At 36.9% G+C, this 12,454-nt stretch carries 10 protein-coding genes; 1 reads left to right on the top strand and 9 read right to left on the bottom strand.

Annotation, left to right across the window (positions count from 1 at the left end):
- Positions 1 to 337: 337 nt before the first annotated feature.
- The 9 genes from ACFSR3_RS12295 to ACFSR3_RS12335 all read right to left on the bottom strand — a co-directional run bounded on the left by ACFSR3_RS12295 (position 338) and on the right by ACFSR3_RS12335 (position 9,758).
- On the bottom strand, positions 338 to 1,093 hold the full coding sequence (locus ACFSR3_RS12295; RefSeq protein WP_379821299.1) for a maleate cis-trans isomerase family protein: 756 nt from the start codon (positions 1,091 to 1,093) through the stop codon (positions 338 to 340).
- Between the two features lie 11 nt (positions 1,094 to 1,104).
- A complete protein-coding gene (locus ACFSR3_RS12300) occupies positions 1,105 to 2,022 on the bottom strand; it encodes a fumarylacetoacetate hydrolase family protein (protein WP_379821301.1) in 918 nt (305 codons plus the stop codon).
- 28 nt (positions 2,023 to 2,050) lie between these two features.
- The gene (locus ACFSR3_RS12305) at positions 2,051 to 3,157 is read right to left on the bottom strand and encodes a cupin domain-containing protein (RefSeq protein WP_379821303.1); all 1,107 of its coding nucleotides are present in this window, start codon (positions 3,155 to 3,157) and stop codon (positions 2,051 to 2,053) included.
- 125 nt (positions 3,158 to 3,282) lie between these two features.
- A complete protein-coding gene (locus tag ACFSR3_RS12310) occupies positions 3,283 to 3,774 on the bottom strand; it encodes a hypothetical protein (RefSeq protein WP_379821305.1) in 492 nt (163 codons plus the stop codon).
- Positions 3,775 to 3,799: 25 nt separating this feature from the next.
- Positions 3,800 to 4,771, bottom strand: coding sequence for a carbon-nitrogen hydrolase family protein (locus tag ACFSR3_RS12315; protein ID WP_379821306.1), 972 nt, complete (start codon positions 4,769 to 4,771; stop codon positions 3,800 to 3,802).
- Positions 4,772 to 4,775: 4 nt separating this feature from the next.
- Complete coding sequence (locus ACFSR3_RS12320; protein ID WP_379821308.1) at positions 4,776 to 5,204, bottom strand: acyl-CoA thioesterase; 429 nt, start codon at positions 5,202 to 5,204, stop codon at positions 4,776 to 4,778.
- Positions 5,204 to 6,820, bottom strand: a complete 1,617-nt coding sequence (locus tag ACFSR3_RS12325) for an AMP-binding protein (RefSeq protein WP_379821310.1) — start codon at positions 6,818 to 6,820, stop codon at positions 5,204 to 5,206. Before ACFSR3_RS12325 ends, ACFSR3_RS12320 begins: the two co-directional genes overlap by 1 nt.
- Before the next feature lie 15 nt (positions 6,821 to 6,835).
- A complete protein-coding gene (locus tag ACFSR3_RS12330) occupies positions 6,836 to 9,145 on the bottom strand; it encodes an oxidoreductase (protein WP_379821312.1) in 2,310 nt (769 codons plus the stop codon).
- Between the two features lies 1 nt (position 9,146).
- The gene (locus ACFSR3_RS12335; protein WP_379821314.1) at positions 9,147 to 9,758 is read right to left on the bottom strand and encodes a flavin reductase family protein; all 612 of its coding nucleotides are present in this window, start codon (positions 9,756 to 9,758) and stop codon (positions 9,147 to 9,149) included.
- Between the two features lie 346 nt (positions 9,759 to 10,104).
- Here ACFSR3_RS12335 and ACFSR3_RS12340 point away from each other — a divergent pair, with 346 nt between their 5' ends.
- Positions 10,105 to 12,399 carry an O-antigen ligase family protein gene (locus ACFSR3_RS12340; RefSeq protein WP_379821316.1) on the top strand — a complete coding sequence of 765 codons (2,295 nt, stop codon included), beginning with the start codon at positions 10,105 to 10,107 and terminating at the stop codon, positions 12,397 to 12,399.
- Positions 12,400 to 12,454 lie beyond the last annotated feature (55 nt).

Consider the following 12,454-nt stretch of genomic DNA (forward strand, 5'->3'; position numbering starts at 1 on the left):
TTTGAGTTGATATTTTAGTGGCATTGCATGGTTGTATCAAGAAAAATATTAACATTTTGTGTTTTTGTCTATTACTTGTCTATGCTAAATATTTCGTTTTTCAGGCTTTCAGGGCTAAGTTTGTATAACAATTTTACAATAACTGATTTGTTAAAATAGTTTAGGCACGCCCCCGAATACCTATTATTATATTTGATTATTGCAGCTGCATTTATTGCAGCTGCTTTTTTTTAAAAATATTTTATAGGTAATAGATTCATATATTTTTTCGCTGGGAATTTACAGATAATTATAAATGTGCGAAGTAAAAATCCCCTCATTTGAGGGGATTGAGATATTAATATTTTCCGCTTAAGAGTGCCCCACCCATTGGAACTTTAGTATCAAGACCTAGTTTCTTTAGCATTTCATATGTAGTACATACTGCAGCGGATGTAACAGGTATACCTATTTCTTTTTCGATTGCGTCGATTGCTTCAAGTGAAGGCATTTGTACACAGGCCGAAACTACAAGTACATCTACACCTTCAAGATTAAGACGCTTGTAGATATCAAGCAGGTTCATTGGATTCTGAGCAGCAACTTCAAGATTATCAGCAATTTCAAGTGCTATTGAGTCAACTACTTCAAATCCTTGATGTTCTATATAATCAACCACAAGCTGAGTGAGTGGTTTCATGTATGGTGTAATAACAGCTACCTTTTTAGCTCCTAACACGTTAAGCCCATTAATCAGGGCACCGGCACTGGTAACAATAGGAGCAGGGGCATCGTTCTTTACTGTTTCTTCGTAAAGATTGGTTTCAGATACACAGTGGTAGCCACGTCCCATACTCATAATAGCTACAAGACAGGCATACCCCATAACGTCTACACGAGCATCGGAAAGTTCCTGAGCACATTTAAGGCTTTGTGCATCCATCGCCTCTAATTCTTCCTTAGTTACTTTTTTCATCCTCATTCGGCTTGAATGGAATGTAAAACGTTCAGGAGAAATGGTTTCACGCGAGCGTAGTAATGCAGGTATTTCGGTTTCCATAGTAACGTTTGAACTAGGTACTATCTGGCCGATTCTATATGTTTTCTTAGTCATTTTATTATTTATTAAACCTCTTCAGAGTCTACAACGGTATTTCTTAATGTTCCTATTCCTTCAACAGTAGCCTCAACTACGTCGCCGGGCCACATAAATTCCTGTGGACTGCGACCTGCACCAACACCGGCAGGAGTACCTGTAGCAATGATATCGGCTGCATCAAGAGTGAATACTGTGCTTAAATCATGTACAAGGTCGTTTATGTTGAATAACATGAATTTAGTGTTTGAATTTTGTTTCTCAACACCATTTACAGTAAGTCGAAGGTTAAGGTTGTGTGGATCTGCAATTTCATCACGTGTAACAAGTATTGGTCCCATAGGTGCAAAGGTATCCTGACCTTTAGAAACAATCCATTGTCCTGCACGACGACAGTCACGGGCACTGATGTCATTTATAACTGTGTATCCATATACGTGATCCATCGCATTTTCTCTGGAAATATTTTTTCCGCCTTTACCAATGATTACTGCAAGCTCCACTTCCCAGTCAAGTTGTTTGGTAATCTTTTGGTTGTGGATGATATTAGTTTCAGGTCCGGTAACCGCAGTAGTCGGCTTAGAGAAGATTACAGGCTCCTGTGGTAATTCCTTTGAAGTGTCAAGCGTACGGGCTGATTCTGCAACATGTTCTGTATAATTAAGCCCAATTCCGAAGATATTCTTACGAGGTCTTGGTATTGGTGCTAATAATGTAGCGTTGGCTAATGGGATAGAACATTCTTCCAGTTCTTCTTTTGTCGCTGTATTGATAAGGCGAACGGCATGGTTAATCCCATCAATACCTAAGTCGATAAAGTCTAGCATATTGTCAGGAAGCAAACTTTGTTTGATGTGCCCTAATTTCTCCGCATCAATAATCATCTGCTCTTCAATAAAGCCTAAACGGGCAGGGGTATGGTTTATTCTGTAAGTAACTAATTTCATTATTTACGTTTGTTGTATTTATTCTGTATTAATCTATTTTTTGGTAACCATCAGGATGTTCCTTCTCCTGGTATAATCCTAACGACTGAATAACAGGCAGATCATTAAAAGAGAAAAGACAGGCATCTTCAGTTTCAGAAAGATTTACGTGCTCATGATATGCCCATGAAGGCACGCAGAAAATATCACGTTCTTTCCAGTCAAATCGTTTACCGTTGATAATTGAGTAACCATGGCCTTTGGCGCACTGGTATACAAAAGATCCGGTATGTTTATGGGCTTTGGTATGTTCACCGGCTCTTAGCAGTTGTATAGATGCTCCCATGGTCTGCATTACATGACCTCCGGTTACTGGATTGGTATAATGCATTAGAATACCGTCAAAAGGAGAACCATCATTTACTTTTGCAGCCTCTAATAATGCAGGGTATACTTTTTTCCATGAATATTTAAAAAGAGGAGAGTAGGGTTTATTCCAGACAATATCAGCCGGAACTATACCTGCACTGCTACCATAAGTCATCGGTAAATGATTTACAGGTGCAACCAATGGTTGTTTACCATCATAAACAGCATAATCGTTGGCTTCCAGCGCATTTACAAGTGGAATATCAAGTCCATCCTGCCAAATACAGGTTTTACCGCCTTCTTCTACGCCATGTTCATGCCAGGTACTGTTTGGGGTAATAACAAAGTCATTAACCTCAAGCATGATCTTATTACCATCAACAACAGTGTAACCACCTTCTCCTTCCATAATAAAACGTAGGGCTGAGGCTTTATGCCTGTGTGCAGATGTGCTTTCACCCGGGCGTGTAACCTGAATTCCGGTATATAACCATCCTACAGCAGCGCTAACGTCTTTACGTTTGTCGTTTACAAGGTAAACAACACGGCGTCCTGCCTGTTCAGGAGTAACCAGTTCGGATGATTTAAGAACAAGTTCTCGTAGGTTCTCATACTTCCAAAGCATAGGTACTGATGAAGAACGTGGTTCCCATGGCTCAATATCGTTAGCTACAGTCCAGAGTGCTCCCGCACCAAGGCCTTCAAGTTCTTTATAATAGGCTTCCAGTTCAGGGGTATCCTGAACACGGGCACGGCCTAATACGCTATCGTCATATTTTTCTTCCATATCAAAATGGTTTTGTTTTTATTCTTCTGTATCTATGTAATTACCGTCTGAACAATAATCATTATAGTATTCGACAATATCTTTAATATTCTTAATGCTGAATTCGTTCCTGTCCAGTTTCTTTTTTATGCCTGAACAATCTTAAAGTATTCGGCAATTTTTTTCTTGTTGGCTCCTAATACAGTTAATTTAGATTCACTTTCTTTTTTTACCATATAGATTGTTGTATCCCATTGTTGTGATCCGGGTCCGAATACATTAGAAGCTGTATTTGTTTTTTCTTCAACATATAAATTTACTTTTCCTTCAGTAATAAGTTCTAACAAACGATATTTGATATTGTTCTCATTACCAATTTTTACAAAAGCAAAAGTTTTGTATCCTTCAAATCCCTGAAGTTCAATTTTATCAACCATTTCGTAGTCCCATTCATCTGCTTTTTCGTCTTTAGAGAATCGAAACAGGATTTTGGGTTCTACTTCTGTGTTTAAAAATCCTTTTGTTTTAATTTCTCCATAGCCTATAACTGTGGTGCCATCTTTAAAGAATAGTTTAGCTTCCTGATCCTGAGCAATCGAATGTAACGTGCAAAATAAGAAAAACAGTAATAATCGCATATATTATATGTTGATAATTAATGTGTTATATTTCTTCATTTCCTGTAAAAGTAATATTTTTTCTTGGGGCAGTATTTACCCTAAGATCGAAGATGTCAAAACGGTTGTAATGCCCCAGTATATCATGCATCTGCTTTGGCTGGATGCATTTAGATAAATCGATATCAGCATACACAATGCCTTCTTCATCAATAAGTGGTTCACCGATAACGGCACCATTTGGTCCAATAACACCTGAGAATGCGCTGTTCTTACGGGTAAGCAGTTCTTCAGCGTTAGGTACATCATCTTTCATAGCATCAATAATCTCTTTAGTGATTGTTGAGCATGATACTATGGTAAATAGCTTTCCTTCAAATGAATGTGCCGCTGCCCTGATCTTAATTGCCTCGGCCATGTTATAATCCGGTGGCGCTACAGGTAACGAAATATAATTGGCAATGTGTATCAGTTCTCCTTGTGACAGTAGGGTAAAACGAGCCAGTGTATTGGTGTTCTCGCCACAGGCTAATGTACCAATAGGCCCGATTTCAGTATTGTATACTTTAAGTGATGAACCATCACCACCTGTCCACGTGAGCTTTTCAGCCCAGGTTGGAACCAGTTTACGGTGTTTGCCTACAAGATTTCCATTATTATCAATAATTAGGTTGGTGTTGTATAGTTCGCCAAAACTTTGTCCGCGTTCGTTTACACCAATCACTATATGAATATTATTCTCTTTAGCAGCTTCGCAAATACGGTCAACTTCAGGTCCAGGAACCGCTATAGAGTTTATATATAGCTGCTCGTACCATTTACTGCCCTGAACAGGTGTCATTATCCAGTTCCAATACGGATAACCGGCAACAAATACTTCAGGAAAAGCAACTAAAGAGGCACCGTTTCCGGCGGCTTCTTTAATAATCGAAATTGACTTGTCTACAGTAGCATCAACGTTTAAGAAAACAGGGGAGGCCTGTACTGCAGCTGCTTTAAATTTTGATAAATTCAACATGCTTTTAATTTTGAATTCTGTATTTTTCAAGGATCGCTCTCATTTCTTCCGTGAAAGGACTCGATTTTATATCGCCTCTGTCATTCAGGAAATCTACTTTTACAAGCGTTACCTCTCCTTCAAGGCAAACAGAGCCGTCTTCGTGCTCAAATTTGAACCCGCAGTTCATTGAAGATCCCCCCAGATTTTTGATCCAAAAATATTTTGTCAGCTCATCACCTAAGCGTGCTGCTTTTTTAAACTGTACTTTTAGATCAACCGTAGGTATTCCACCGGTTTTATGAATGTTTTTGAAAGGCATATTTAATGCTTCCTCATAAAAATCTTCTACAAGGCAGTTCAGCATTTCCAGAAATCGTGGATAGAATACTATTCCTGCATAATCTACATGCTGAAAGCGAACTTTTTCTTTCTTTATAAATGCGTTCTCCATTAGGATTGTAATGTTGTTTTAAGTTTAAATCGCTGTATTTTTCCTGTTTCCGTTTTTGGCAGGGAATCCATATAGCGAATTTCTCTTGGGTATTTATAGGGTGCTGCAACCTGCTTAAACCAATCCTGTATGGTTTTGGTTAAAGCATCGCAGGCTTTTTCTTTATCTTTTAATACTATGTAAGCGCATACCAGCATACCTCGGTTTTCGTCAGGAAGTCCCACAACGGCACATTCGGCGATATCTTCGTGGGTAAGCAGTACGCTTTCAACCTCAATTGCTGCAATGTTGTAGCCTGATGAAATGATCATATCATCTCCACGGGCTACAAACCAAAAGTAACCATCTTCGTCCTGACGGAAGATGTCTCCGGTAATATTCCAGCCGTTTTCTACATATTCCTTTTGTTTTTCAGGGCTGTTCAGGTATTTACAACCTGTAATACCACGAACTGCAAGTCTTCCCGGTGTGCCAACAGGGAGCTCATTTCCTTTTTTGTCAACAATCCTGGCTTCATAACCTCGCACAGGTAATCCTGTTGCACCTTTACGCATATTTTCCTCATTAGAGGATATAAAGATATGTAGTATTTCAGTTGAGCCAATACCATCAATTATTTTCAGGCCTGTAGCTTCGTACCAGTCTTCCCATACTTTTAGTGGCAAAGTTTCTCCTGCCGATACACATTTGCGTAGTGATGAAATATCAAATTCATTTACTTTGGTAGTCAATACTCTCCATGCGGTAGGTGCAGTAAAGCAAATAGTTACCTTAAAATCTTGTATAGCTTGTAATAACAGTTCCGGTGAAGGTTTTTCTATCAGGAATGTTGATGCTCCATAATAAAAAGGGAACAATACCAAGCCTCCAAGACCAAAAGTAAACCCAAGCGGAGGACTACCTGTAAAAACATCATCAGGTGTAGGCTGAAGTGAATATTTTGGGAAAGCTTCACATATCAATAATATGTCTTTATGATAATGCGAAGTCATTTTAGGTTTTCCTGTCGTTCCTGATGTAAAACCTATTATAGAAAGCGAATCTGATTTTGTTGGATAATTTTTGAACACCTTTGGTTTGTTACCCATCAGGGTTTCAAGTTTTGAAAAACCTTCACCTGAACCATCAAATGTTATTACATGTTTCAGGAATGGCGATTTTACTTCCATCATAGCATCTTCAAGCCTGTAATCACAAAAAGCATGTGATATTTCGGCACTATCCACCATTACGGTAAGTTCTTTTTCACGTAGTAAAGGCATAGTGGCCACCACGATTCCTCCGGCTTTTAGTATACCAAACCAACAGGCAACATACATGGGATTATTTGCCGAACGTATCAGTACTCTATTGCCTGGTTTAAAATCAAGGTTTTCAGTTAGTACATGGGCAATTTGATTTGCTTTTTCATACAAGTCGTTAAATGTCCATGTTATATCAAAGGTACGAATAGCAATCCTGTCGCCGTTCCCCTCTGTAATATGTCTGTCTAAAAGCTTTTCCACACAGTTAAGATCTTCCGGAAACTCAAAATCCGGATGACCTGTAAAGCACTCTGCCTGTAAAGAAGCATGAGGCAGATGGTTGTGTGCAAAATTATCTTCGTAATGTTTCATCACTATAGCGTGTTATTACTTTTTATGAGTTACCGGTTTAAGTGCTTTTTTCATTCCTTCAACAGCTTTACGTTCACCAGCTTTATATGGATAGTGGTGCGACGCTGCCGACATATATTGTTTTGGTATACCCACTGATTGCAAGTCATTAGCTCTGTAATGCTCATACGCCTGGGCATTTCGTACAAAAGAAGTGTCAAGCAATAGTGTTTTACCAAGCGCTACCAAATCAGCACGCCCGTTTAGCAATATGGTGTTTATCTGGTCAATATCCTGAATATACCCCGCAGTAATTGTTGGTATATGTACTTCGTTACGCACCATATCAGAGAAAGGTGTCTGCCACATTCTTCCAACAGCCGGTTTTTGATTTTCAACAGTTAATCCTGTTGATACATTTATGATATCCGCTCCTGCATCTTTAAATGCCTGTGCAATGATCAAAATGTCTTCTTCTGTTATTCCGCCTTCAGCCCAGTCAGATGCCGAAATACGAACACTCATTGGTTTATTTTGTGGAAATGCTTCGCGCATTGCCTTAAATACTCTTATCGGGAATTTAAGTCTGTTATGTACGTTTCCTCCAAATTCATCTGTTCGGATGTTGGTTAGGGGAGAAAGGAAAGAAGCTAATAGGAATCCATGATGCGCCTGTAGCTCAATCATATCAAATCCTGCTTTTTCAGCATTCTTAGTGGCATTGACAAATTCTGCTTTTATGGCATCCATATCAGCAATAGTCATTTCTCGTGGAGTTGCCATTTTACTATTAAATGGAATAGGAGAGGCAGATATTAGTTCCCACATATTTTCTACAGGACTTCCGGCATCTTCCCAAGGAAACTGTACAGCTCCTTTACGGCCAGAATGTCCTAATTGTATACCTATTTTGGAAGTACTGTTGTTATGAATAAAATCAGTTATTCTTTTCCATGCAACTATTTGTTCTTCAGAATAAATACCCGGACAACCTAAAGTTATTCTCCCATCAGTTGCTATAGCTGTTGCTTCAGTAAGAATTAACCCTAAACCTCCTGTGGCTCTTGATCCATAATGCATAAGGTGCCAGTCCGATACAAGCCCGTCTTTAGCAGAGTATTGTTCCATCGGACTCATAACAATACGGTTCTCTACAGTCATTCCACGTAATGTGAAAGGAGTGAATGCCGGTGAGGTATTTTCAGGTGTATTGATTGCGGTATTAAATTCCGCTTGTACTTTCTGAGGAAAAGAAGGATCTCGCAGCGCAAGATTCTCAAAAGTTACTTTCTTGGCTCTTGTCATTACACTAAAAGCAAATTGCTGGAAAGGATGTTGGATATGCCTGTCCATATGTTCAAACCAGTCAAGAGATACATTTGCAGCATGCTGAATCATTTCAACACGGTTACGGCGTAACTTTTCATAATTAGCAAATACTGATGGGATGTCAGTTTTGAATTTTATGACTGAATCTGCAAGTGCTATAGCACATTCCATTGCCAGCTTTGTTCCGGAACCGATAGAGTAGTGGGCGGTAGCCTTGGCATCACCCAATAGGACAATATTGTCTTTACTCCAGTTTTTATTAGTAATGGCAGGGAATTGTCTCCAGTGCGAACGGTTGGAAATCAGTCCATGCCCATCAAGTTCTTCTTTAAATAGCTCTGAAAGCTTTTTAATAGTGTCTTCCTCATCTGTAACACTAAAACCGGCTTTTTGCCAGGTTTCGTCTGTAGTTTCAAAAATCCATGTACTCATTCCTTCCTCATATTGATAGGTATGAGCTACGAAAGTGCCGTAAGGTGTGGTTCTGAAGAAATAGGTAAACGCATCAAGTGGTCGGGTAGAACCCATCCATACGAAACGATTATTTTTCATCTCGGTTATAGTTCCAAAATCAGAAGCAAATTTTTCACGTACACCGCTATTTATACCATCTGCAGCAACTATTATGTCTGAATCTGCAAATTGGCTTAAATCATCAACATTAGCCTCAAAATGAAGATTTACACCTTCTTCACGGCAACGCTGCTGTAACAATTGAAGTAATGTTTTTCGTGAGCAACCACAAAAACCATTTCCTGTGATGCGGACTTTTTCACCATCACGAGCAACATCAAGTTCATCCCAATATGCGAATTTAGTGCGTATTAGTTCATATGATTGAGGGTCACGTGTAAGGAATTCACTCAGTGTTTCATCTGAGAAAACCACGCCAAAGCCAAAAGAATCATCGGCTTTATTGCGCTCGTAAATATCTATGCTACAATCAGGCATTGCTTTCTTTAGCAGGATTGAAAAGTACAATCCGCCCGGTCCACCGCCTATAACTGTTATTTTCATTTTATATAAAAGGTCTTTTAATTGCAAAAATTTCTCCCAGCTTAGCGTAATTATAGCCTGCCAGGCGGGCTATAGGACGATAAGTTTCCATGTTTATCTTGTAGTCCGGTAATAAAACTGATTCATCAACATGAAACATTACAATGCGTCCGATCATGATAGTTGCACCACCATCTTTATGGTCTTCAAGATTATAATGGTGTACGAGTTCACACTCAAATGATATTGGACTTTCTTTTACTCTTGGAGGGTTTATCAGGTCTGATGCTATTGGTGTAAGTCCGGCAAATTCAAATTCATTACCATCAGGAGGAAGGTTTACCGACGTTGCATTCATTGCTTCCACTAATTCTTCTGTCGCCATGTTTACCACAAATTGCTTTGTTTCTAAAACATTGTTTAGCGTGTCTTTGTTAGTGTTGCCACTTCGGACAGTAGAAAACATTACGTGTGGAGGATCTTCGCCTACAGCATTAAAAAAAGAAAAGGGAGCCAGGTTTAAATTACCATCTTTACTTATAGATGAGATCCATCCTATAGGGCGTGGTATAACTGAACCTGTCAGTATTTTGTAAACGTCTTTTTGGCTAGTTTGTGCCGGATCTATTTTCATGATCAAAAAAATGAATACTGCAAATAAAAGAAAATATGTGGTCTTATTTTAAAGATTTTTGTTATAAAATATAGTCTACGTAATTAATATTTAAAATTTATATAAATACTAATTGATTTTCAGATGTATTGTAAGAATATGAAAAATAATAATAATTCAATATAAATATATAATTATTGATTATTTATGGGTATTTGTACTGTTTTAGATTTTTAATGTTAACTAGTTATGTATTGGTCTTATCTTGAAGAACAATGTTTAGTTACTATGATTAGAATGTTAACCAAAACGATAATAATATCTGTAAAACTATTTATATTTGTTTAAGCAAAATCAAAACAATTTTATGTCATTAACAGATAAGAAACCCCTAGTTATCTCTGACTTTACAGTTCTTTTTTTCATTGTCTTAATTTTGGCAACTGATTTTTTGCCTTACTTCAAAACAATTGAAATAATACATCCTCAATTTTTATATCTTTCTGTTATAAATGTACTTATGGGACTGTATTTTTATTTTAGCCCAAAGGATATTATTAATAATAGTTTCGCTGCAGTAAAGAAAAGTAGGTTAGCTCTTTTTTATCTCGTTTTTGTAGTCATGTGTGGTGTGTCTGTTTTTGCTGCTAAAAATGTTTCTCTGGTGTTTACCAATCTTACTGAGATATTCATTGTATTTGTATTATTTGTAAATCTCAGCATTTTATTAAAAGACAAACTCAATGTTTTTTATAAAATAGTTTTTGTTATTTGTGTAAGTACATTTCTGCAATCTTTCAATGAACTCTATGATGCATTTGTACACGCCAATAAAACCTCTGTTATTGAAGGGCTTGGACAATTAAAATGGAAAACAGGTAATATTAACATACTTGCCGCAAGTATGAGCATAAAAATTCCTTTTTTATTGCTTGGTATTACTCAATTTTCAGGTTATAAAAAATGGTTTGTAACAGCAACTTTATTTTTGGCTATTTTAACTATACTGTTAACCGGAGCAAGATCAGGTTTGATAAATCTTTTTTTAGTGTTCTCTATTTATATTATTTATCTGTTCAAAACTAATCCGGTTTCTAAAACAGTGTTTTTGAAGCTAACTACATTGCTTTTGCCATTGGTTTTTTCTATTGTCGTTTCAAATTTGGTTTTTGCGAAAACTAGAAATGTGAGTGAAAGATATAGCTCAGTTACTAAAAGAATAGAACAGATAAAGACTAATGATGCTTCTGCAAAAATGAGGCTAACGATGTGGGATGATGCTTTAAAATTATGGCAAAGCAGTCCTGTGTTAGGAATAGGTTTGGGTAATTACCGTATTGAATCTATCCCTCACGAAAGCAAGTCCATAGACAGTAGCATAGTTAGTCTGCATGCCCATAATGATTTTCTGGAAATATTGTCTGAAACAGGGTTGATTAATGGTATTATATATTTATCGCTTTTTGTCTCAATATTTTTTATAAACCTTACTAGAGTCATAAAATCGAAAAATGAATTAAATAGAATAATAGCTTTAATAACCTTACTTTTAGTTATAGTCTATGGTGTTGATTCAATGTTCAACTTTCCAATGTATAGACCAACTATGCAAATCTTTATGAGTTTATTGTTTGCATTTACTGTTATAAATAGTCATCAGCTATCTGATAATTCAGTAAGTGTTAAAAGTTTAAATCCTTCAGCTCTTATCATAGTAATTTCTTTAGTAAGTACTTTCTCAGCATATATTGTTTTTAAAGCTTCTAATCTCGAATATCTTATTAAAACAGATGACATTAATGTAAAAGCAAGTGGTGTTTTAAATGGGGATGAAGTAATTAGGCGCCTGCCTCTATATCCTAATGTTTTTGGATCTTCGGAATCATTTTTAGAATATGCAGGGATTTATTATTTCAGAGAAAAAAAATATGATAAGGCAATTGAGTGTTTAAATAAGGCCGACAAAATAAATCCTTATCTGGGAAGAGTCGATTTTTATAAACATTTAGTTTTTGAAGAAAAGGGAAATGCGGACAGTTCATATTATTGTGTAAAAAGAGCTTTTTATTGGCGTCCAAAAAATGCCAGCTATTATAATAAATCAATTAATGTTGCCGCATCAAAAAGAGATACCCTTGAAATATTGAAAGAACATGATTTGTTTGCTAAATATACTAACTCTGCTTTAGCATGGAAACAAACAGGCCAGGCATTGCAAAGTGCCGGATATAGTCGAAATGGGTTACATAAATTCATAAATAGCGGACTTAAAGTAATGCCTAATGATTCCATTTTAATCCGACAGCAAAAGGATTTCATGGTAACAGACCAACTTGTGGAAGGTCAGAAATATGCCTCTATCGGAAATCCTGAAAAATCGTTAGCATGCTATAAAAAAGCACTTCAGATAGATCCGGGAAATATATATGCGATTCAAAACATTGGCTTTCATTATTTTAATAATGGACAAATAGCAAAAGCAATTGATTATTTTCAGAATGCATTAAAGAAACCCGGGTTATATGATGGTCATACGGAGTACTATACAGCAGTCAGTTACATGAAGTTGAATAATCTAGAAAAAGCTTGTGAATATTTTAAGCTTGCTAAAGAGAGAAATTACCCGATGAAAGAAGATGAAATAAATAAAATTTGCAGATAATATTTCGAAAATAGACTGAGGGTACGATATTTCTTAAAAAGAATTAAGGAATAAT

The sequence above is a fragment of the Flavobacterium suzhouense genome (assembly GCF_042684765.1).
GTDB classification, from domain to species: domain Bacteria; phylum Bacteroidota; class Bacteroidia; order Flavobacteriales; family Flavobacteriaceae; genus Flavobacterium; species Flavobacterium suzhouense.